Below are 21,189 nucleotides of genomic sequence, written 5' to 3' on the forward strand. Positions count from 1 at the left end.
GCTTCAGACGGGGGCGATGGGATGGCGCGTCGCGCCATGATTTTGCCGGAGTGATTGGGTTCGTGTCTGTTTCCCGCGCCATCGTGCCCACTATCGCGATCGTCGACGATGACCCCGACGTCCGGGGCAGCATCGACAGCCTTCTTCGCTCGGCGATGATGAACCCGCGCTGTTTTGCCAGTGCCGAGGAGATGTTGGCAGCGGGAATCGAGGATGATCTCGCCTGCATCGTCACCGACCTGCATATGCCCGGAATGACCGGGCTGGAACTTCAAGCCGAAGCCGGCCGTCGCGGCTGGAGCGTCCCGATAATCATCATGACCGCCTATCCGACCGAGATCGTCCGGGGACAGGCAGAGAAGGCCGGCGCGGTGGCTTTCCTGACCAAGCCGGTCGATCCCGAGGGCCTGCTCGATGCGATCGAGAGGGCGGTCCGCTAGACCGCGGTTCGAAGCAGGAAGCGCCGATTATGGCTTACGTCCGCCGTCAGAAAGTATTGACGTGCACGATGACCTTGAACGTTTGAAACACGATCCTGATGTCGTTCCAGAAGGACCAGGACTGCAGATATTGCAGGTCGGCTTCGACGCGGTCGACGAGATCCTTTACACAGGCGGTCGCTCCGCGCAGCCCCTGAATCTGAGCAAGACCGGTCAGGCCAGGGCGGCAGGCGTGCCGGTGCCAATATCGGTTGTCGATATCCCAGAAGAGCCGGTCTTCGGCCGTCGAGCTTACGGCGTGCGGACGCGGCCCGACAACGCTCATGTCGCCTTTCAATATGTTGATGAACTGTGGCAGTTCGTCGATGCTTGTCCGTCGAATGAAATTGCCGATCCGCGTTACGCGCTGATCCTGCCTGCTGGTTGACTGGGAACCGGCCTTGTCACAGCAGTCCTGGCGCATGCTGCGGAACTTGATCAGGCTGAAGAGCTGATTCTGGCGCCCGATCCGCGGCTGAACGAAAAACACGGGTCCGGGACTGTCCAGCCTGATGGCGATGGCGGCGACCAGCATCACTGGTGTGAGCAGAATCAGTGCAGCGACAGAAAAAGCGATATCGAAGCTGCGCTTGATGATGCGATCGTGCAGATTGAGCGGGCCCCGCGCGACGACGACGGTGCGGCTGCCATTATGCTCTCCAATGCCCAGGGGCCGTATATCGGTCCATTCCTTTGCCATGAACTCGGCGTGGACATTCATTCCTTGAAGCACGTCCGCCCATGCCGCGCGACGCTGGGTGGAGCAATGTACGATCACGCGATCGACGCGGCCGATTATGTGCGACAGCCGGTCAAAGCTCGCGGGCGAGGGATTGACGGGATCAAAGAAGAAGTTGGAATCGACCTCGATATCGTCGTCGGTCCGAGGAAGCGGGCCATCATAAAGTTCGATGACCGAATAGAGCGAGCCGTCGAGAATCTTGTTCGCGTATCTGGCATGGTAATAGTGGACCGCCGACATCATCACCGCCGCAAGCGCGAATGTCGTCGCAACCCCGGGGCGGGATATATGCGGTCCGGCGCCCAGGGAGAAAATCATCAGCCCGAGCACGGTTGCGCTGATCATCAAGGCCAACAGGATACCGCCGATCGAGGCGCTTGGCCGTAAGATACCAGGCCCCGAGTAGGCGCGCACCATGAACGCGCTGATCAGGAAGATCGGAATGACCGAACCCACCGCAAAGCCCAGCCCACGTAACATGGTGGTTCCGATGAACATCTGGTTCACGGCAACGAATACAAGCTGGATCGACAGGATATCGAGAATCACAAGAAGCGCGATCAAGCGCAAGCGGACCATCTCTTTGGACGGCTTGCTCTGGAAATGAACGACGACGGAATTGCGAAAATCATGCGCGATCGTGTTCATGTCACCCTCCGCGCCGGAGGCATTGGGCGCGGTCGCCGCGCGGAAATTCGTTACAGTTCCAGCGTGCTTTGCCGGCGTCGCTTGCCCCCTGCCTGACGTAACTGAACGACAGCGTGTCGATCGCCCGGCCCGAAACCGGGAACTGGCTGGCTTTGTAAGCGGGGTTCGTCCACCCGAGGAAACGGCAGGTCGTTTTGCCGGCACATGCCAGTTCGGCCTGGCGGGCAAAGCCGTCGGCACCCGCTTTGTCGAGCGTTACGAGGAAAACGTCGGCGTCCGGCGCGCGCGCTTGATCTGGCAATATTTCGCGTGCGGCCGTCAGCGCATTTTCCGGCCGCATGGACGGCAGGGCGGCGGCTCCAAAAGGCACGACCGGCAGAGGCGCGTCGGCCGTCAACAGACCTTCGCGATGCGCGATCGACAGACCAGCCAGCCTGGCGATCAGCGGCTCCGATCCCGAATAGCGCGTGGTGAACGACTGAGGTTCCCCGATGTTGCCGCGCCAGCGGAAAAACAGATGCGTGTCGATAGCGGCGATCTTGTTCATCTGGCTGCTCCACGCCGGATGAACCCAATCGGTGTGGTAATGGGTGGCATTGCCAACGGCCGGTTCGATCTGTCCGGTGAGCATTTCCGACGCAGTGATGCGAGCCTGGCGCCAGATAGCGGCCGATGGTTGACGGCGCGCCATCGAACCATCGCACGCAAAGGTGAACTGGCAGCCGGTCTTGCGTTCCGCGCCCTGGAAGACGACGCCGCAAATCGAGTGCGGGAAGGCGGGATGCCGGACTCTGTTGAGCACAACCTGCATCACCGCGCGCTGATCCGCCGCACGCGTGCCGGCTTCATAATAGCCTGTGGCGGCAAGGCAATCGGTCGCCCGCTCGCGGTCCGCCATGTTCCCGGCCCAAAAGAAGGGCTTGGCCGCAACACGTCCAGCCGGCACGATCGCTATGCTGTCGTTGATGAGCCGCGCCTTTTCGGCCTCGGGCCCAGTCGTCGCGGCCGGTTGTACCCCCGGTGGGAGGAGGGGCGCCGCTATTCCGGAGGCGGACTGACCGGACGATGCGGACTTAGAGTGATCCTCCGGTTTTCCTGTGCCCTGGTCGGCGAATATGAGGACGAGGCCGATGCATGCCAGCAGAACGATAACCGTCGTTCGGACCGTCAGCAGCGCGGATAGCCATCGGGAGATCGCAGCGACAATGTCGAGCGAACCGCCGGCTGATGGATCGGGAGGCGCAATACTAGCCATGACCCGCATTCACTCCGGCTGGTCAAACTTGGCTTGCATTGGTCCAAAGCAAGAAGTGCAGGTCATTGATGGCTCCGATACTGCTCAAAGCCTGCGCCAGACGGCGCGTCATTCCTATCGTCAAAAACTAGGCTGGGATTTGCGTCATGAGTTTCGGCTAGGGAATAATCATAAGGGGAAAGCAGAACACGAAACTGGTTGGATGAAGGGGGAATGCCCCTGACATCCGCTTTGCTCCATAAGCGTGCCGGGCAGGATGGGGACAAGATGCTGACCGGGTTTCAGACAACAGGGCAGGCGACGACAAGCGGCATGAAGAGGCCAAGCATCGCCGTGTCCGCGAGAGCCGACGAAAGCGACGGCATCTCGCCGACATCGCGCAAAGTCGCTTATCTGGTGAATGTTTATCCCAAGGTCAGCCATAGCTTTATCCGCACCGAAATCATGGCGCTGGAACGACTGGGCATCGACGTTTCCCGCTTTACGATCCGCCGGACGCCCGAGAGCTTCAGCGATGCCGAAGATCGGGCCGAAGCGGCGCGAACGACGGCGCTTCTCGACGGGAATTGGTGGCTGCTGGCGGGCGCCGTCCTGCGCAGTTTTTTGAAACGTCCGGGCAAAACATGTTCCGCGCTGGTTCGATCGCTCAGAAAGACCGAAAGCCGCGTGCGCGCCATCGCCTATTTTGCGGAGGCGACGATGCTGGCTGAGCAGATGGAGCGCCGGAACATCCGGCATGTTCATGTTCACTTCGGTACCAACCCGGTGGCCGTCGCGCGATTGGCCGCTCGGCTTTCGGCGATCAGCTATAGCTTCACGGCGCACGGTCCGGACGAATTCGATGCCCCGCTGCTTCTTGATCTGCCTGGGAAGATTGCCGACGCGGCTTTTGTCGCCGGAGTGTCAAGCTTCGGCAGGAGCCAGCTTATGCGATGGTCCGACCCAGCACATTGGGACCGGATTCAGGTGGTGCGCTGTGCGGTTGCGCCGCATTTCCTGCAGGAGGAGGCAACCGATCCCGCCGGGCTTGAAAGCCGAACGCTCACTTGTGTCGCGAGGCTGAGTGCACAAAAGGGGTTGCCGCTACTGGTCGCCGCGGCGGCGCGGATCGCCGGATCGCATGATTTCACGATCGATATCATCGGTGACGGCGACGGGCGGGCAGTGCTGGAAGAGCAGATCGAGCGCCTGAATCTGACGCACCGGATCCGGTTGCTGGGATGGCGTTCTTCCGAGGATGTTCGCAAATTGCTGGCTGCCTCGCGTGCGCTGGTTCTGCCCAGCTTTGCTGAGGGTTTGCCCGTTGTTCTGATGGAAGCGCTTGCGCTTGGCCGGCCGGTGGTGTCGACGGCGATTGCGGGCATTCCCGAACTTGTGGATGACGAAAATGGTTGGCTGATCCCGGCGGGCTCCGTCGATGAGCTGGCCGAGGCGATGAAGGCGGTTCTCGACGCGCCGCGAGACCAGCTTGAGGCGATGGGGAGAACGGGCAGGGCGCGCGTGCTTGCGGCGCATCATGCGGACATCAATGCGCGCGAACTCGCGGCGCTTTTGGATGCCTGTCTTTAGCGCCGATATCAGAGCGATGCGGGAGGAATGATCCGCAGCGCTATCGAAAGATATTGTCGCCAAAGTGCAGCGCGCTGCTGTCGTGGCGGCAGGGGTTTGGCCAGCCGCGAGATATCGCTGCGCTGCATCCCGGTCCGCTCACACAGGAACGGATGGCGCGGCCTCTGGGCAAAATAACTGTAGAATACGGCCATCCGATCGCGCGCGGTGGCCGGCTTGCCGCGGTGGAAGAAGCGAGCCGTATCGGTGAAGATCACCGTTCCGGCCGGGCCGCAACAACTGACGATGTCATCGGCATATGTGGCGCCGAGCGTTTCCGTCAGGGCCGCGTCATCCACCAGTTCATAGTTGAACCCGGCCTCGTCGCTTTGCAGCATATCATGCCGCCTGATCATCTGGAACGGGCCGCCATCCTCGTCCACGTCGTCCAGATATATCGCGACCTTGAGCATCCTCCGATCTTCCCAATCGCGGTGCCATTTACGGGTGGAAACCTCGCGGCCGTCGGCGACTGTGTAATTGATCGTCACGCCGTCATAGGCTGGCGGCAGCCCGATATAGCTTTCGGCGATATCCAGTAACCTGTCCTGAAGGCCAAAGAGATAGATTGAAGGGTGATCGATAATTCGATCCGGGGGCACGATCACGAAGACCTCACCATTCGCCACCCGCGCTCGCGCTTCGTCCGCAAACGCTTCGCTCAGTGTCCGGGCCTCTTCGATCACGGCATTTGCGTCCGCCAATCCGAGGGCATCGACCGTCGTGATGTACACACCGTCCCTTTCCAAGGCATCGACAATTTTTGCGTCGATTTCGGAAAGTCGGGGCAGGATCGGCTGGTGGATACGAATTGCGTCGCTGTACTTACGACCAAGCAGGATACGCACGCCTGGCCGGTTGAAGAGTTTCAGGGCCATGCGGGCAGGCATGCCCCTGAGCCACCGTCGGCGTTGTTCGATGATTTGACTGAGCATCGCGAACCCTTCTCACAAGCCAACAGATGACCGACGTGCCGCGGGCAGAAAACCGATGTGGGGATCGGGCAAAAGAGACACGGTTCAACGACCGGCGGATCTAGCTAGGGTGATTGGGGCTCCGACATGGCATTGTAGTAATATTCATATTCGTTCATTTGGAGCGGACTCGACAAGGAACGGTTCAGCACTGCGCCGATGACGGGCGTCGGGCTGAGCGATTTGATCATATTGACCAGCGCGCGCTTGGAAGTCCGCGCTTCTTGAACGACGATGATGACCCCGTCGACCGCCGGCGCAATCAACATGATATCGTCATGGATCACGGCTGGCGGTGTATCGATGATACAGATTGGCTGATCGTCGGAATTGCGGATAGCGTTGGTCAACGCCGTCAGCTTGTCCAGGGAAAGCAGCCCCTCCGGATTGGCCTTTGGCGTGCGCACGCGATGGACGGTCAATTTGGTCCCGTCGATACGCATTCCGGTGTCCTGCAGCGTAGCCAACTCGCCGAGGGCGTCGTCGATGCCAGGCCGAATGGGCGAAAGGCCAAGGGTCTGACCAATCGACGGTCGGCGCAGGTCCAGTTCGACGAGCGTGGTAGGATGAATGCGGCTGAGAGCCGCCGCGAGATTGACGGCAACATGGGTCTTGCCGTTGCCCGGCTGGACGGACATCACCGCAAAAACGCGGGAACCTGTCGCGCGGACGTGCTTCAGCAACTGCGAACGCAGGACGGAAAATGGGTGGACATTCTCGCTGTCGGTGGACTCGAAGCCGACGATAAGATTGCGTCGCAGCAGTTCGGGATCCAGCATTTGGTCGGCTGTTGGCGTATCCCCGCTAACGGGAGGAGCGATCGATACGATTTTGCCCGTTTCAGCTTCTGCTCGCATGGCTACCTCGCTTTTGGATATAATTGGACATCTGACCCGCATAGGCATGCGACTTCAGCTGGTCGAAAACAGCCGTTAGACGCGTCAGAGGCTGCGGACGGTTCGCTTCGGGAATAACCGTTAGCGGCGGGGAGTTGAGCAATCGGGTGAGCGTTTCCGCACCATGTATTTTCCCGGCGACAAGCTCGTAACCCAGGATGGTACCGATCCCGACCACAAGCCCGGCGATCAGCCCAGCGAAGAGGATGGTGATCGGATGCGCTCCGAGCGCGTGGTGCGGCATGCTCGATTCATCGACGACGGAGAAGCGCTCGCCCTTGTCTTCGGACTGAAGCGTCACCGACACCTGAGCGTCTAGCTGCTTCTCACGCAAAGCCTCATATTGCCGGCGGATATTTTCATATTCGCGCTCGATCATGTTCAATTCATAGGCGGCCTGCGGCGCCTGCGCTGCGCGGCGTTCCATCTCGGCGATGGATCCCACAAGTTCGGCGCGGCGCGCCGCAAGCATGCGCGTGCGGGCATGGCTGGCGCTGATTTCGCGTTGGACGACGCTGCTGCCCTGCGATGCCTGTGAATCGCGCAAAGCGGCGCGTTGCTGGCTTACCGCTGCGCGGGCGGAGATCACTTCCGGATAGTTGTCGGCGTAGACCGCACTCAACTGGGCCAACCGTTCTTCGGCGCGGCGCAACGCTTCCACGCCCGGTGGGGTACGCGCATTTTCGTCGGCTTGGGCCGCGAGAAGGCTCGCCTGTTGCGAAAGACCCTGTGATTCAGCGTCGATCCGCGACACCTCTGCGCGCAGCGCGGAGTTCGATTGCGCGCTCATCGCGACATGGTCGGGTAAAGCGCCGGCGTAACGCGCTTCGACTTCGCGCCGCTTCTCTTCGAGACTTCCCAACTGGCGTCGCAATTCATCGGCGCGCCGCGCCAGAAATGCTGCCGTGCCGGTAGCCTGCTCGGTGCGGAAGCGCTTGTCTTCGACAAGGAAGGTGTCAGTCAACTGACGCGTTACGGCCTGGGCTTTCACCGGATCGAAGTAGGTGAAGGACAGGGAGAATGCGATGGTCGAGCCGCCGCCGCCAGGCTGGCCCTCGTTCGCGCCGACCAGTTCGACGGCGATCGCCTTACGGACAACCTCCAGCACGTCGTCGATCGGCATATCCTTGCGTTCGTCGGGGAACAGGTTGTTTTCCTGGACCAACTGCGAGAGGCGCTCGCGGCTCAGTATCTGCTGACGAATCTTGGCGATCCGTTCGTTCGCGACATGTGCGAGCGGCGCGGCAACCACGGTTGTCGGAATCTGCTGCGAATCGATCAACAGCGTCGCGGTCGAGCGATACTGTGGCTTTTGAAGCAGGATAGCGGTCGTGGCGATCAGCAGCCCAAGAAGGACTGGCAAGATGATCCATTTGCGCTTGCGATAGAGGGCGGCCGCGATCTCGCGCGGATAAATGCCCAGACCTTCGCTGTCGTGGTCAGCGCTCATTCGCCTGCTCCTCGTAATGATAGGCCGATCGAAAAAACAAATGCGTCGGCCTTCTCGTTTGCCCGCCGGTTGCGCTGCAAATAGGCTAGGTTGGGTGTCAGATAGAGATTACGCCCGATCCGGTGCTCATAGCCAACCGCACTGCGGAAAACGCGTGCCGGCGTGCCATCGCCGGGAAGGCGGGCGCGGCGATAGTCGACTTCCGAACGGATGGTTCCGAATTCGGAGATTCTGTGCCGGATTGCGGTGCCGACCGAAAATTCGCGCTGAAGGCCGCCCAGGCCGCTGACTTCGCTTTGAAGTGCGCTTCTGAGGCAGACTGATGTGCCGTCGGGTTCATAGCAAAGATTGGCGCTGCCGTTGAAACGGGCGCGGCTTTCACGGGACAGGGTGACGGGGTCTCGCAGCCTAGTCCATTCGACACCAACCTGCGCTCCGCCGTACCAGAAAGTTGCGAACCGGCGGGTCGCGGTGAGGTTCAGCGAGTTTACCGATGTGTTGTCGCCGTTGACGATCCGGCTCGAAGTATGATTGCCTTGAACGCCAACCGTCAGCTTTTCGCTGAGACGCTTATTGACGCCTACGCCGAAGTCATAGGCTTTCGTCGTCTCGAGCAGATCGGAGTCGGGATATCGCAGCCGTTGCCATCCGCCCTCGCCGGTGATCGTCGTCGTGGCGTTCGGGCTCCAAGCCACCGATCCTCGCCCCTCGACGCTCTCGCGTATGCTGCGGGGATCGATCGCGAAGTCGATGCTGTCGGTCAGTGCGTCCGATACAAGATCGCGCCGGTACGACGCCCGGCCGGCGACGGTCAGATATTCGTTGCGGCGATGACGGATTTGCAGGTCCGACCGCCCGGTGACGAAATTGCCATAACGCCGCGAATATTGGCGGAGACCCACTTCCCCCGTGAAGTCGACATCGGTCCGCGGGTCGATCTGCCACTCGACGCGAGGGCGCGCGACGAGTTCGACGGCACCCGTCGCCTTCTTTTTTTCTGTCGTCAGGAAAGGATTGTCTGACACCAGCACGGACGTATCAACCTCCAAGGTTACAGTCGGTTTCGCTTCGCTCCTGGCTGCAAGGACAAATGCCATCGCTACGGCAAATAATCCGATCGCAAACAGGCGCAGGCTTCCGGAGACATGTTCAAGGGATAACGAGAACATCGCCGCTCAGAAGCATGGGTAGCGGGCTGCTCAATACGCCGGCGTTCATCGCGCGGCCGCCCTTGAGAATAGTAGAGAGCTTGACCGGTTCCACGACTTGGCCATTCGGCGTCTGGCGCAGGATCACGGCGTTCTTGATGTCTGCGAACTCGGCTGTGCCGCCCGCGACGCTGAGCGCCTGAAGAATGTTGACGGGTGTGCCGCTCGTGAAGCTTCCGGGCGTCCGAACCTTGCCGACTACATAAAAGCGCATGCCGGTCGCTTCGCGGACCGATACCGTTACATCGGGGACCGATGTGCGATAGTTGACCGAAATGCGTTCGCGGATTTCAGCGGCGATGTCGGACACGTTGCGGCCTGTGGCCTGCACGGTGCCGGCGAGCGGAAAGGAAAAAGTGCCATCCGGCTGCACGCGCACGGCGCGCTGCATCCGTTCTTCGCCCCAGACGAACACGTCGAGCTCGTCGCCCGTGTTTACCTTATACTGGCTGTTAGCCGTAGCATCGGCGGTGATACTGGCCGCTGCCTCCTGCTGGGCGACTGCCGGGGTCTGGAGGACCAGCGCAGCACATGCAATTGCGCCAAAGCCCTTTCCTGCAAGGGCGCCGCAACGGCTTCCTGATATTTGGCGGCGTGTTGAGAACACGATTTCGACTCCCCGAACAACTAAGTGGACAGCATCCTAGTTCTCCGCGCCGCGAGCCGAAATTCGCTGATTGCGGTCCTTCCTATGGGGGTGGGATATTTCAGATGCCTTTTTACGCTGGGGAGCGTCGCTCGGCGCATAGATCATTGGGTATATTCGGAAGGGATTTCGCCTAGCAGAATTGAACGATCATATCTGCATAATGCGGGGCGGCTCGCAGGCATCCTACCGGCGTTCCCGATTCCGTTTCGCAAGAAGGTTCGCCGCTTTGGCAACGTTGCCCGCCTCGTCACCCTCGTCCGAGCTTGTGGACCTTGATGCTGGTGTCTTCATGGACATCGCTTTCACGCGCAAGACGATGGCTTCCGTGCTGAAAATGCTGGTCGAGCGGCAAGAGGATGCCCCGTTCGCCTATGTGGTGACGCCCAATGTCGATCATGTTGTCCGCTTGCAGCGTGTCCGGTCGGACTTGTGGCCGGTTTACCGGTCGGCGTGGGCGACGTTGTGCGACAGCAAGATCCTTGCGATCCTTGCCCGCGGGATGGGGGTCGTGTTGCCGGTGATTCCGGGCAGCGACCTGACCCAGCAGATTTTCGAGCAGGCGATCAGGCCTGCGGACAAGGTTGCGATCATCGGCGGCAACGCCGAACTCGTAGCGGGTATCGCCGACCGCTATGGGCTGCAGAATGTCCATCACTATGATCCGCCGATGGGGTTCATCAAGGATCCCGCGGAAGTGGCTCAGGCCGTCAGGTTCGTCGTCGAAACGCGCGCGCGCTATTGTTTCCTGGCTGTCGGATCGCCGCAGCAGGAAATATTGGCTTATCGGGTGAAGCAAGCAGGCGGCGCGTGCGGCATCGGTTTTTGCGTCGGCGCAAGCCTCGATTTCCTGACCGGCGTCCAAAAGCGCGCGCCGCGGTTCATGCGTGTCCTGGCAATCGAGTGGCTCCACCGGCTGTTGTCGGATCCGGCCCGCATGTGGCGCAGATATCTATATGACGGCCCGGGCATCTTCCAGATCGCGCGCGACTGGAAACGCGATGCGCGGCCGTGATGTGGCGCGGCTCACGCAATGGAATTGCCGCTCGCGTGCTCTTGGCATTGTCGCTCATCGGCCTGACCGGATGTATGACTGAAGAGAAACCATCCTCGCCCACGGCCACTTTCTCCGCCGCTTTCGGCTCTCAGTCCGATGCGCCGAAGAGGCTGTTCATTTCAGGCCACAGCCTGACTGACAGGCCTTTGCCGGACTATCTGGCCGCGATCGCCGACGGCACGGGCAACACGCTCGAATGGAATATGCAGCATCTCGCAGGATCGTCGCTGCGCGCGCGGACGCAAGGGGACGGTTCTGCGTCGGGGAGCGGCTATCGCGCGGGGACCGATCGGGATGGCCGGCCGATTAACGTGCTGAAAGAACTGGCGCCCGCGCCCGCAGGGCACGCGTATGACACGCTTGTGCTCAACGAAGTGCACACGCTTCTGGAAAGCCTGATCTGGAACGACACGATTGGCAATGCGGTCGATTATGAAGCGCGCTTCTTCGCCTCCAATCCCAACGGCCAGACCTATCTCTATGCGGCGTGGCTCAATGTCGACGACCTAGACGATCCCGCGGGATGGGTTGCGTATGAAAAGGCGGCAACGCGGGCTTGGCAATGCACGACAACGACGATCAACGATAAATTGGTCGAAAAGGGACGGACGCGGCCGGTACGATTAATCCCAGCTGCTCAGGCGCTTGCCGCGCTGGTCGAGCAGGCGGCTTCCGAAACGGGGGTGAGCGGCTTGAGCGCCGCGACGACCCGCGTGACGATGGAACGGCTGTTCGCGGACGATGTGCACCTGACACACCTCGGCAATTACTACATCGCGCTGATAAGCCATATCGCGCTGTACGGCAGCCTGCCTTCCGACCCTTGGGTCGCGGACGATCTCGATCCGGAACAGGCGCGGGCGCTCCAACAGTTCGCGCGGGATTTTATGGGCCGTTGGCGCCAGCAGCAGGCGAAAGTAGCGATCGATTGCCCCCGATATCTCGCGGACGAGTTCGCAGGAATATATCTAGCTTACGTCAGGGATACGAAGTGGCGGCAGGACGATGGGCGATTGCGAGCCTATTATAAATGGGCGCGTTTCTCGCGGGCTTGGCCAAAGATCCTGCGTGGAGACGGCGCGGACAATCCCTTCCGGCGCGGAGAGACAGCATGATCGATGCCACCGGTTCCTTCTTGGCGTCGGCCGCCAAAGATGCTGCGGCCGCGATGCCTGTCGGCTCGACGAACGTCAGAGGTCAAGACATGTCGCATCCTGAAGCCAGGCGCCGCTCGCTTTTGCCGCGGGACAGCAGGTTGTTGAAGGTCGGTCTGCTATTTTTCGCTGTCGTCGCCGCTGCCATCACCATCTTTGCGGCGACCGGCCAGGCGGATTCTGCCGATCAGATAGCGCCGGCCGCACCTCCGCCACCGGATGCGCGAACCGAACTGGGTATCAATCTGTTCGGACTAGCCAATTTCAATCGACACCAGGTCTATCTGAACCTGATAACACAAAGCGAATGGTTCTCGTCGCAGGGGCAGGGCTGGAAGCTCATGCCGGCGGCGCAGCTCGATCGGAACGGTTGGGTACGCAGCCTCCAGCCGGGGCAGACCGCGCCGCGCCCCCTTATGCTCCCTCCCGCGCCGTTTCGTACGGTGGACGTGCGCTGCGAATATCATGGTCGCGGCGAAATTTCGTCGGGTGGCGTCGCACGCGTCAAGGATCGCGGTGAGGGCTGGCTGACACTTGAACTGTCCCCAACCGGTGCGGCGGACGAGGGGGCATGGATCGAGCTCATCAGCACCGATCCAGCGAACCCCGTCCGCGATATCGACTGCCGCGACCCCGCCTTTCCCCGCGATGCGCGCTTTCATCCCGATTTTCTGAAGTTCGTGAAGGATTTCAAGGTCGTGCGTTTCCTCGACTGGCAGAAGACAAATGACAATATAGATGTGAGTTGGGAGACGCGCGCCCGGCAGTCCTATTCGAGTCAGGTGACGGCCGCAGGTGCTTCGATCGAGGATATGATCGCGGTAGCCAACGAAACCGGTGCGGATCCCTGGTTTCTCATGCCGTACAAGGCCGACGAAACTTATATTCGCGAGTTTGCCCGGCTGGTTCGCGCAAAGCTGAATCCCGACCGGACCGTCTATGTCGAGCTGGGCAACGAAGTGTGGAACGACATGTTCGACGCGGCCCAGCAGGCGCAGCGTGAAGGCATGATGATGAAGCTCGGCGGCGGGGACGCAAAGCGTGCGCAGATGATCCGCTATGCCCAGAAAACGCGCGCGGCAATGAAGATCTGGACCGAGGTCTATGCCGACCGGCCCGAACATCTCGTTCGTATCGCCGCCAGTCAGCATGCCTGGTCTGACCTTGCGAACATCATTCTCGACGATGCCGATACGGCGCGCTGGGTCGATGCCTTGGCAACGGCGCCATACATATGGTTCGACTTGAACGGCTTCGGCAGCGGCGATCTCGACCGTATATTTGCCGGGATGCCAAAGGCGATCGAGCATACGATGAAATTCGCCGATGAGAACCGGGCTATTGCGTCGAAACATGGTAAGCGGTTCATCGCTTACGAAGGGGGACAACATCTCGTGACTTCCGACCTTGCGCTGGCCCGCGCCCTGCAGCGCGATCCGCGCATGGCTGAGGTGTATCGACGCTATCTGGCCGAGTGGGACAGGCGAATTCGAAGTACGCTGATGCTCTACGCGTCGACCGCGCCGATCGCGGATTATGGTTCGTGGGGACTGATGGAATATGCGGGGCAACCAGTCGACCAGGCGCCGAAATTGCGCGCCGTCCGGCAATTTCAAGCGGGAGCGCGCTAATGCCTGCCATCCTAATCCTAGTTGCCGGTCTTGCGCTCACATTTCGCCTCGCGGCGGGTGACTATCTTATCGTGAAGCCGAGTTTTTTCGTTGGGACGGTGAGCGCCGCGGCCATCCTGCTGTTTCTATTCAGTTTGAAGCACGACGTCCGCAAGCCGATCGAGACGCGCATGCTGGCGATCGCGGTGACGATGCCGGTGCTCGCATGGTCTGTTCCAAGCCTTGGCCTGTTGTTCGTGATCATGTGTCTTTGGGTGCCGGTCGCCGCGCGGCGCTTCAATCTGATCGCGCCGGTATATCTGTTCAGCCTGCTGCTTTTGCCGGGCCTTGACTACACGCTCGAGCTTGGCTCACTCAAGCTCGTCGAATTCGGCGTGCACGATGCTCTGGCAATTGGTGCGGCATTGGCCATCTTCGTGAACCCCGCCAAGGGGCGGTGCCGTATCGAATGGGATTTTGCCGTCCTGCTGGTTGTGTTTACAATTGCGATGGCCGTGGCGCGCGAGACGAGCGTCTCTCACCACTTGCGTGCGCTGACCGAAGTTTCGCTGGAACTTGCGCTACCTTACTACATCGTGAGCCGCGGTGTGCGTACCAGCGATGAGTTGAAGTCGGCGATGCTGTGGCTGGGCGCGGGCGGGGTCGTGATCGCGGCGCTTCTGATCTTCGAGGTCTGGAAGGCATGGCCGGTATATCAGGAACTCTATCGGCTCTTCGAATTGCCGACGCTGATGCTGGTAAAGGTGCGGGCGGGCTTGATCCGCGCTGGCGGGCCGTTTGTCGAACCGACCTCGGTAGCGATGGTGTTGGCGATTTGCATCATGGCTCTCCATCTGTCGCGCGATTTCATCCGTGGCCGCCGCTATTATCTGTTGTTGATGGCAGTCGCGGTGGCCGGGCTGGTGGCGCCGCAGTCACGTGGCGCGTGGGTCGGCTTGTTCATCGCGATCGTCGCGGCAGATGCGCTCCGCGGCCGCTATGCCCTGCTGGGGCAGAAGTTTTTTGTGGCGGCCGGCGCTGTCTCCCTGCTGTTTCTTGCCGCGCAGTTTCACCCCTATTTGTCGGAGACTCTAGGGCTGTCCGGCGGGTCGAGCGCTTCGTCGGATTATCGGCGTCAGCTATTGAGCCGCGGGTTCGAGGTGTTCGCCAATCGCCCGATAATGGGCTATTCGACGGCTGAACTGCACCACTTGCTGCCCGATCTGGTGCAGGGGGAAGGCATCATCGACTTCGTCAATACCTATATGTGGATCATGCTGATTGCGGGTCTGTTCGGCCTTATCGTTTTTGTCGCGCCGTTCGTTCTTTTCTTGACCGGTATCGTGCGCAAGGGGCGGTTCCAGGGCGCGTCGAAGCGCGACGTGGGTGCCGGAGCATTCGTCTTTGGTTGTCTTCTGATGATGATGGAGATGCTGTTCTTTACCTCCTTCGGAACACGACCAGCCTTCTATCTGTTCGCCCTGTTCGGCTTCGCCGCAGCGTTTCTGCGTCTGCAGCGCGAATCCAAGGTGGTAACAAGCCCGGCCGAGGCTGATGATAAACCGGAGCTTCTGCTTTTCTACAGGACATGAGGCGCCGCGCGCCTGTCCTTCCCGGGTAAGGGGAGCCGTCCGAGAACAGGCGACGAAATTGCGTGGGCCGCCCTCGGTTCTTCCGGCTCTTCGTCGATGCGGGTTCTCAGAGAAGCGGGCGGATTAGCCAGTCGCCTACGGCTCCGACGATGATGCCGGCACCGCCTGCCCCAAGGAAAAGCAGCTCCTGGCGAAGGTCAAGATATTGCAGGCGATGCATCTGAACCCATTTGAGAAGGACGGCCGGAATTTCCATCAGGCCGATCGCGATGACCAGCCCTAGGACACCGCCAAGCGCATAGCCCGCGGGCCCCGCGATACAAAACCACATCAGCTTTGCGACGCTGGCTTGAAAGGTCACCTTGATGTGTCCCGTCGCGGTCAATGTTTCGTTGCCGCTGTTCGACGCGAGCGCGAAGAGCGGTGCGATCGCCAGTATCTGTAGATAGATTGCGGACGTCGAATAGCGAGGGTCGTACAATATTTCGATCACCAGCGGAGCGGAACCGATCAGGCCGCCCGCTGCGAAACAGTAAAGGAGCGACGGCAGGCGGCGCTTAGCATAAAATAGCGCGCGCAGATTCTCTTCGCCGTCACGCCATGCCTGTGAGTAGGCTGGGAAAAGGACGCGGCTGGCGTATGCTGTGGCAAAGGCGAGCGGGGCGGTGGCGAGGTTGCTGGCCAGAATGTAGAATCCGAAATGGTCGAGCGACATCAATCGCCCTAGCGCGAACTTGTCACTTTGCAGAAGCAACAGGGTGATGATGCTGGAGCCGGTAACGAAGCGCGCAAAGCCCCAGAGCTCTTTTATATATTGCCGATCGAAAGCTGGTTTACGCAGCGAGTTCGGAAAAAGCAGATAGCTGAGCACCGATTTGAAGGCGCTTCCCGTCAGCATACTGGCCAATATCGCCCAATAGTTTCGCCAATAATAAGCGAGGACGAACGACAGCAATATCTGGAGAACCATGACGGAGAGTTCGAGCAGCGACAGCCGCAGGACCATCCGATGTCGCAATGCCGTCAAAAGGGTAAGCGAGGCGACCCCTTCGAGCACGAAAGTCAGCGATGCCGCGGCGATCAGCGGTGCCAACTCATGCTTGCCAAAGACACCTGCAATTGTCGGTGAAAGCACGAACACGACACTTGTCAGGACGATCGATCTGAGCACCGCCATCGTCCAGATCGTATCGAGAAAGCGCGGTTTTTCGCCGTCTGGGTGACGGACAACAAAGGCCTGGAAGCCAAGGTCGGATATCATGCCGAACGCAAAGACGATCGAGGCGATGACACCTGAAATGCCGAACACTTCCGGCACCAGCAGGCGCGTAAGGACGACGCTGCTGAAGGCGCGGAGCAGATTGCCGAGAACCACGGAAACGACGACGACGTTGGTGTCGCGGAGTGCAATGTCCCGAAACCGGTGGATGCGCGAGGAGGGCCCTGGCGGCGGGGCATCGACCAGCGCGGACACGGGCACTGAGGTCACTCCGCGCTGTTCCGGAGCGTGGCCTCATAGCATTCGACGAGCTTGGCTCCGACCGTTTCGACGGAAAAATGGCTGGCGCAATGATGTCCACCGTTCTCAGCCGCCCGTGCGGCCGCTTCCGGATAGTCGAACATCCAGACAAGCCGCTGCGCAAGCGCTTCAGGATCGCCGATCGGCGTCAGGAAGCCTGATTCCCCGTGCTGGATGATCTCGTCGCACCCAGGCCAATCGGTCGAGATCATCGGGCTGGCCGAGGCAAGCCCCTCAAGCAGGGCATAAGGAAAATTCTCCACCCGCGAGGCGAGGACAGTGACGAAGGCCTGCCGACGGAGCACGGCGATTTCGGAAGGCTTCAGCGTCCCGGTCAATTCGACGCGTCGTGCTGTTTCCGGTGAGAGGTTCGCACGCGCATATGCCTCGAAATCGGCGAGCTGCCCCGGGCCCGTCTCAATGCCGATCACCGGCCCGACCAGCGTCAACCTGGCATCGGGATGTTCACGCAGTAGCTGCTCGAAAGCCAGCAGCATGGTGTCGGCGCCCTTCCAATAATCGAAGCGTCCGATCATCAGGATACGATTGCGATCACACGTTGCAAGGTTCCAGCGTTCGCTTTGGGCAGGCAGGCGAATGGGGTTCGGGATGACGGCGTCGCGTTCCCGAACCGGGCGCCGGTAATTCTCGCAGGTGACCTTCATCATCGCGCGGGTTGGTGCGGTCAACGTATGTGAAGTCCGCACCGCGCGTCCTTCGGTATGGCAACGCTGCAGGTCGTTCAGCTTGTCGCGAGCCGTTCGCGGCTTGGGAGGCTTCAGAAAGTGAGGGCCATGCAAACGCGTCACGACCGGAATTCCGGTGAGGCGCTGCACCGTGTGCGACCAGCCGAAGCTTTCTTCCATTTCGAGGATGTCGATGGGGTCGGCGCGATGGGCTGCACTGACCTGCGCAGCCAGTTGCTGACCCAGGCGTGGCAAGCCGCCGTGATAAGTGTCTATGCGGCGGGAAATCCGCCGTTGCAGCCGACCGAATCCGCCGAGTGTCTCGATTGGCGCGAGCAGCGGCATGTCGACGCCATCACTCGGATAGCGTCGCCCTTCGGACAATATCGTGACCCTGTGCCCCTGGGCGATAAGGTATTCCCTTACCGTAGAGACATAGCTGACGATTCCGTTCGCTGCCCCCGCAGGCGGCCAATGAGGAGAGTAAAGTGCTACATGCACTGGTGTTTTCTCCGGGAGTTTCCATCTGCTGTTTTAGCCCCGGCACTATTTTCTGTCGATTATAAGAACTCCCAAGGTGATTTCCCCGGCTTGCTCCGGCCCCGCCGAGCGTGTTTGATAATGGTAAGAAAGACCGGCCCCTTCCGTCCCGGGGTCTTGTCGACGTTCGGACGAGATAGGAATGCATGTACTCCGTTTAAAAGACCTGGGGGGATACCGGTGCTTCGATGCTGAGCAGTGCCATGCTGCGGGCGTGTTGTGGGCGGAGACGTATCAAGCGAACCAGCCGTTTCCTCACATCGTTCTCGATGATTTTCTCGATCGCGATTTTTTGCGCGGCGTGGCTGAGGAGTTCCCGGACAATGGGGAACAGGACTGCTTCATGCGCGAGCAAGAGCGGCTGAAATTCCAGTTTCGACCTGACCAATGCGAAGGGCCGCTGACGCGAATGTTGTTCGCCGAGCTGAATTCGCGGGCGTTTATGTCGTTCCTTTCCGGGCTCACGGGCATCCAGGGGCTGATCCCCGACCCCTATCACGCAGGCGCCGGGCTTCATGAAACCAAGCGTGGCGGTCATCTCAGCATCCATGCCGATTTTCCTCGGCACAAGGAAATGGGCGTGACGCGCCGGCTCAACCTGCTCATCTATCTGAACGACGATTGGCGCGACGAATTTGGCGGCGCGCTGGAGTTGTGGGACAAACGGATGCGGGCGGCCACGCAGCGGATCATGCCGCTCTTCGGCCGTGCGGTAATCTTTTCCACGGATCGCGACACTTTTCATGGTCATCCCGATCCGTTGTCGTGCCCGGAAGACCGATCGCGACGTTCGATCGCAACCTATTATTACACGGCCGGCCTTGAACAGGACGATGGCCTGATCGAACGCACGACGGATTTCCGGCAACGGCCGGGCAGCGCTGACAAGCGCGATTGGCGAGTCCTGTTCCACCATCTCAAGGCCGACTGGTTGCCTCCGGCGCTGCAACGGCGAAAGAACGGATAACGCCATGCGGAGGGGGGGACGCTTCGGAGGGGCAGGGCGATGATAATCGCTTCGCTCTGTATCTGCGCCGCGGTGTTGGTGGCTTTTCTTGCGCTTCAATGCTTGCTGGGATCGGGCGCGCAGAAGTCCACATTGCTCCCAGAACGGGAAGGGCGGCCGCATTTCACGGTACTGATGCCCGCCCATGACGAGGCGGGAGGAATCGCCGCCGCCGTCCAGTCGATATTGGATCAACTGGGCGAGGGCGACAGGTTGCTGGTCGTCGCCGACAATTGCAGCGACGATACGGCGCCTATCGCCCGAAGATTGGGCGCCGACGTCATCGAACGCTTCGATTCGTCTTTGAGGGGCAAGGGACATGCGCTCGAGTTCGGTCGCGCCTTTCTCCGCGACCAGCCGAGCGATATCGTGATCATTGTCGATGCGGATTGCCTTGCGGAGCCGGCCGCGCTCGCGAAACTCGCTTCTGCCGCCGCCATGGACGATGCGGTTGTGCAAGGCGCCTATCTTATGGCTCCGCCCATCAACGCGTCGGCCCGGGTACGCATTTCCTGCTTCGCTTTCCTGATCAAGAACCTCGTTCGCCAGCGTGCCTTGCAACGCTTGGGCGGCTCGGCACTGCTTCAGGGATCGGGCATGGCCTTTCCGCGCCGGATTTTTGATGCGATCGAGTGGCGGGCGGCGTCGCTCGTCGAGGATCTCGATATGGGGCTCGATCTTCTGCTGGCCGGGGAACGCGTCACATTTGAGGAAGACGCGCTGTTCGTCAGCGCCGCGAGTTCCGAAAAGGGCACGGCCGGTCAGCGACGGCGCTGGGAACATGGCATGCTGCACTCCATGGGGCGCTATGTTCCCGCGCTGCTGGGGCGTGCGATCGGCGGGCGCTGGCGGCTCGCTCTCGTGGCTTTCGACCTGATGGTCCCCCCCACCGTCATGCTGCTCGTCGTCTCGCTGCTCCTGCTTGCGGTCGGAGTTGCGGTGCAGGGCGCGAGTCTTTCGGTTCTGCTTCTTGCACTCGCATTGGCCTTGCTCTGTCTGGGGCTTGCGCGAGCCTGGCGGGCAGAAGGCCGCGACATATTGCCGTTGCGAACTGTGGCGCAAATTCCGGCCTACATGCTCTGGAAGCTGCCGATCGCGGCACAGTTTCTTGTCCGCCGCGAAAAGCAATGGATACGCACGGAGCGCGAATCATGACCAACACGAATGCCGCCGCCACGCGAACGGGCGAAGTCGGTTTCGTCATTATCGGTCGCAACGAGGGCAGTCGGCTGGTGACCTGCGTCGACAGCGTGCTGAGGGAGACGTCGCTCGCGATCTATGTCGATTCCGGTTCGCATGACGGGAGCTGCGACTTTGCCCGCGGTCGCGGTCTGCCGGTCGTCGACCTGGACCGGGCCTTGCCCTTTACCGCTGCGCGGGCGCGCAACGCCGGGGCCAAGTGGATGATCGAGCATTATCCCGATCTGGAATATCTCCATTTTATCGACGGCGATTGCGAACTGGTCGCGGGCTGGCTGGACAAGGCGATGGACGCGATGCGGGCCGAGCCCGATCTGGCGTCGGTGTGCGGCCGTCGGCGCGAACGTTCGCCGGATGCCAGCCCCTATAATCAACTATGCGATCAGGAATGGAACACGCCCGTCGGTATCGCCGAAACCTGTGGCGGCGATGCGCTGTTTCGCGTCAAACCCTTCGTCGAGGTCGGCGGTTTTTCGGAGGATCTGATCGCGGGTGAAGAGCCCGATCTTTGTCATCGTATCCGGCTGAACCACTGGCGGATCCGCCGGATCGGTCATGACATGACGATCCACGACGCCGCGATGACCGAGTTTCGGCAATGGTGGCAACGCAGCCGGCGCAGCGGCTATGCGACCGCGGAAGCCTATAGCCGCCGGGGCGAATATAATCCGCGACTGGGTCACCAGGTCGCGAGTAACCTCTTGTGGGCGCTCCCAATCTTCTGGCCGCTGTGGCCGCTGCTGTGGCTACGTGTCTATTTCAGCGGCGGAGCTTTGCAGGCCAGCTTCATCACGCTGGGCAAGCTCCCGCACCTGCAGGGCCAGATCGACTATTGGCGCAGGCGTCGCAGGCTGATCGAGTATAAATGACCGGGGGTGTGATTTCGTCATTCCCCATTTTTACCACATGATTTGCCTAC

At 60.7% G+C, this 21,189-nt stretch carries 19 protein-coding genes; 10 read left to right on the top strand and 9 right to left on the bottom strand.

The genetic code is table 11. The annotated features are described in order from the left end of the window. Positions 1 to 62 precede the first annotated feature (62 nt). Complete coding sequence (locus KEC45_RS06370; RefSeq protein WP_062184021.1) at positions 63 to 440, top strand: response regulator transcription factor; 378 nt, start codon at positions 63 to 65, stop codon at positions 438 to 440. Between the two features lie 46 nt (positions 441 to 486). Here KEC45_RS06370 and KEC45_RS21945 read toward each other — a convergent pair whose 3' ends face one another. Together KEC45_RS21945 and KEC45_RS06380 are read right to left on the bottom strand one after the other, a co-directional pair. Beyond that, on the bottom strand, positions 487 to 1,869 hold the full coding sequence (locus tag KEC45_RS21945) for a sugar transferase (RefSeq protein WP_368389968.1): 1,383 nt from the start codon (positions 1,867 to 1,869) through the stop codon (positions 487 to 489). A gap of 1 nt (position 1,870) precedes the next feature. After that, the gene (locus tag KEC45_RS06380; protein ID WP_252171669.1) at positions 1,871 to 3,124 is read right to left on the bottom strand and encodes a cell wall hydrolase; all 1,254 of its coding nucleotides are present in this window, start codon (positions 3,122 to 3,124) and stop codon (positions 1,871 to 1,873) included. On the opposite strand from KEC45_RS06380, the gene KEC45_RS06385 reads away from it, so the two are divergent. After that, complete coding sequence (locus KEC45_RS06385) at positions 3,123 to 3,347, top strand: hypothetical protein (protein WP_152682380.1); 225 nt, start codon at positions 3,123 to 3,125, stop codon at positions 3,345 to 3,347. The two genes, KEC45_RS06380 and KEC45_RS06385, sit on opposite strands and share 2 nt — an antisense overlap. Then, on the top strand, positions 3,338 to 4,693 hold the full coding sequence (locus KEC45_RS06390) for a glycosyltransferase (protein ID WP_252171670.1): 1,356 nt from the start codon (positions 3,338 to 3,340) through the stop codon (positions 4,691 to 4,693). The genes KEC45_RS06385 and KEC45_RS06390 overlap by 10 nt, the downstream gene beginning before the upstream one ends. 8 nt (positions 4,694 to 4,701) lie before the next feature. Here the strand turns inward: KEC45_RS06390 and KEC45_RS06395 are convergent, their stop codons facing one another. From KEC45_RS06395 to KEC45_RS06415, 5 genes are all read right to left on the bottom strand, one after another. Then, entirely contained in the window at positions 4,702 to 5,667 is a 966-nt protein-coding gene (locus KEC45_RS06395; RefSeq protein WP_062181667.1) for a hypothetical protein, read from the bottom strand. A 104-nt stretch (positions 5,668 to 5,771) separates the two neighbouring features. Continuing rightward, positions 5,772 to 6,563, bottom strand: coding sequence for a CpsD/CapB family tyrosine-protein kinase (locus KEC45_RS06400; RefSeq protein ID WP_083435808.1), 792 nt, complete (start codon positions 6,561 to 6,563; stop codon positions 5,772 to 5,774). After that, positions 6,547 to 8,052, bottom strand: coding sequence for a Wzz/FepE/Etk N-terminal domain-containing protein (locus tag KEC45_RS06405; RefSeq protein WP_062181661.1), 1,506 nt, complete (start codon positions 8,050 to 8,052; stop codon positions 6,547 to 6,549). Before KEC45_RS06405 ends, KEC45_RS06400 begins: the two co-directional genes overlap by 17 nt. Further along, positions 8,049 to 9,083 carry a porin family protein gene (locus KEC45_RS06410; RefSeq protein WP_252171671.1) on the bottom strand — a complete coding sequence of 345 codons (1,035 nt, stop codon included), beginning with the start codon at positions 9,081 to 9,083 and terminating at the stop codon, positions 8,049 to 8,051. The genes KEC45_RS06405 and KEC45_RS06410 overlap by 4 nt, the downstream gene beginning before the upstream one ends. Before the next feature lie 118 nt (positions 9,084 to 9,201). Continuing rightward, the gene (locus tag KEC45_RS06415; protein WP_238586667.1) at positions 9,202 to 9,675 is read right to left on the bottom strand and encodes a polysaccharide biosynthesis/export family protein; all 474 of its coding nucleotides are present in this window, start codon (positions 9,673 to 9,675) and stop codon (positions 9,202 to 9,204) included. 523 nt (positions 9,676 to 10,198) lie between these two features. Here KEC45_RS06415 and KEC45_RS06420 point away from each other — a divergent pair. The 4 genes from KEC45_RS06420 to KEC45_RS06435 all read left to right on the top strand — a co-directional run bounded on the left by KEC45_RS06420 (position 10,199) and on the right by KEC45_RS06435 (position 15,319). After that, positions 10,199 to 10,921, top strand: a complete 723-nt coding sequence (locus tag KEC45_RS06420) for a WecB/TagA/CpsF family glycosyltransferase (RefSeq protein ID WP_238586666.1) — start codon at positions 10,199 to 10,201, stop codon at positions 10,919 to 10,921. A gap of 188 nt (positions 10,922 to 11,109) precedes the next feature. Then, positions 11,110 to 12,078, top strand: a complete 969-nt coding sequence (locus tag KEC45_RS06425) for a hypothetical protein (protein WP_062181652.1) — start codon at positions 11,110 to 11,112, stop codon at positions 12,076 to 12,078. A 140-nt stretch (positions 12,079 to 12,218) separates the two neighbouring features. Then, positions 12,219 to 13,748 (top strand): hypothetical protein, encoded by a 1,530-nt coding sequence (locus tag KEC45_RS06430; RefSeq protein WP_152682375.1) that lies wholly within the window; start codon positions 12,219 to 12,221, stop codon positions 13,746 to 13,748. Continuing rightward, positions 13,748 to 15,319, top strand: coding sequence for an O-antigen ligase (locus tag KEC45_RS06435; protein WP_062181646.1), 1,572 nt, complete (start codon positions 13,748 to 13,750; stop codon positions 15,317 to 15,319). Before KEC45_RS06430 ends, KEC45_RS06435 begins: the two co-directional genes overlap by 1 nt. Before the next feature lie 106 nt (positions 15,320 to 15,425). Here the strand turns inward: KEC45_RS06435 and KEC45_RS06440 are convergent, their stop codons facing one another. After that, positions 15,426 to 16,799, bottom strand: coding sequence for an oligosaccharide flippase family protein (locus KEC45_RS06440; protein ID WP_238586665.1), 1,374 nt, complete (start codon positions 16,797 to 16,799; stop codon positions 15,426 to 15,428). 5 nt (positions 16,800 to 16,804) lie between these two features. Further along, positions 16,805 to 18,025, bottom strand: coding sequence for a glycosyltransferase family 4 protein (locus KEC45_RS06445; protein ID WP_083435807.1), 1,221 nt, complete (start codon positions 18,023 to 18,025; stop codon positions 16,805 to 16,807). A gap of 181 nt (positions 18,026 to 18,206) precedes the next feature. On the opposite strand from KEC45_RS06445, the gene KEC45_RS06450 reads away from it, so the two are divergent. The 3 genes from KEC45_RS06450 to KEC45_RS06460 are packed head-to-tail and all read left to right on the top strand — an operon-like array spanning position 18,207 to position 21,139. Next, positions 18,207 to 19,031 (top strand): 2OG-Fe(II) oxygenase, encoded by an 825-nt coding sequence (locus tag KEC45_RS06450; RefSeq protein WP_062181636.1) that lies wholly within the window; start codon positions 18,207 to 18,209, stop codon positions 19,029 to 19,031. A gap of 39 nt (positions 19,032 to 19,070) precedes the next feature. Continuing rightward, positions 19,071 to 20,225 (top strand): glycosyltransferase family 2 protein, encoded by a 1,155-nt coding sequence (locus KEC45_RS06455; RefSeq protein WP_062181633.1) that lies wholly within the window; start codon positions 19,071 to 19,073, stop codon positions 20,223 to 20,225. Continuing rightward, positions 20,222 to 21,139, top strand: a complete 918-nt coding sequence (locus KEC45_RS06460; protein WP_062181632.1) for a glycosyltransferase family 2 protein — start codon at positions 20,222 to 20,224, stop codon at positions 21,137 to 21,139. The genes KEC45_RS06455 and KEC45_RS06460 overlap by 4 nt, the downstream gene beginning before the upstream one ends. Positions 21,140 to 21,189: the final 50 nt, after the last annotated feature.

The sequence above is a fragment of the Sphingopyxis sp. USTB-05 genome, from assembly GCF_023822045.1.
Taxonomy (GTDB): Bacteria; Pseudomonadota; Alphaproteobacteria; order Sphingomonadales; family Sphingomonadaceae; genus Sphingopyxis.

Coding starts and splice junctions, on each gene's coding strand:
- KEC45_RS06385 (WP_152682380.1), top strand. CDS start 3,123: ATGACCCGCATTCACTCCGGCTGGTCAAACTTGGCTTGCATTGGTCCA.
- KEC45_RS06380 (WP_252171669.1), bottom strand. CDS start 3,124: ATGGCTAGTATTGCGCCTCCCGATCCATCAGCCGGCGGTTCGCTCGAC.
- KEC45_RS21945 (WP_368389968.1), bottom strand. CDS start 1,869: ATGAACACGATCGCGCATGATTTTCGCAATTCCGTCGTCGTTCATTTC.
- KEC45_RS06400 (WP_083435808.1), bottom strand. CDS start 6,563: ATGCGAGCAGAAGCTGAAACGGGCAAAATCGTATCGATCGCTCCTCCC.
- KEC45_RS06395 (WP_062181667.1), bottom strand. CDS start 5,667: ATGCTCAGTCAAATCATCGAACAACGCCGACGGTGGCTCAGGGGCATG.
- KEC45_RS06450 (WP_062181636.1), top strand. CDS start 18,207: ATGCATGTACTCCGTTTAAAAGACCTGGGGGGATACCGGTGCTTCGAT.
- KEC45_RS06420 (WP_238586666.1), top strand. CDS start 10,199: ATGGACATCGCTTTCACGCGCAAGACGATGGCTTCCGTGCTGAAAATG.
- KEC45_RS06460 (WP_062181632.1), top strand. CDS start 20,222: ATGACCAACACGAATGCCGCCGCCACGCGAACGGGCGAAGTCGGTTTC.
- KEC45_RS06455 (WP_062181633.1), top strand. CDS start 19,071: ATGATAATCGCTTCGCTCTGTATCTGCGCCGCGGTGTTGGTGGCTTTT.
- KEC45_RS06435 (WP_062181646.1), top strand. CDS start 13,748: ATGCCTGCCATCCTAATCCTAGTTGCCGGTCTTGCGCTCACATTTCGC.
- KEC45_RS06405 (WP_062181661.1), bottom strand. CDS start 8,052: ATGAGCGCTGACCACGACAGCGAAGGTCTGGGCATTTATCCGCGCGAG.
- KEC45_RS06390 (WP_252171670.1), top strand. CDS start 3,338: ATGCCCCTGACATCCGCTTTGCTCCATAAGCGTGCCGGGCAGGATGGG.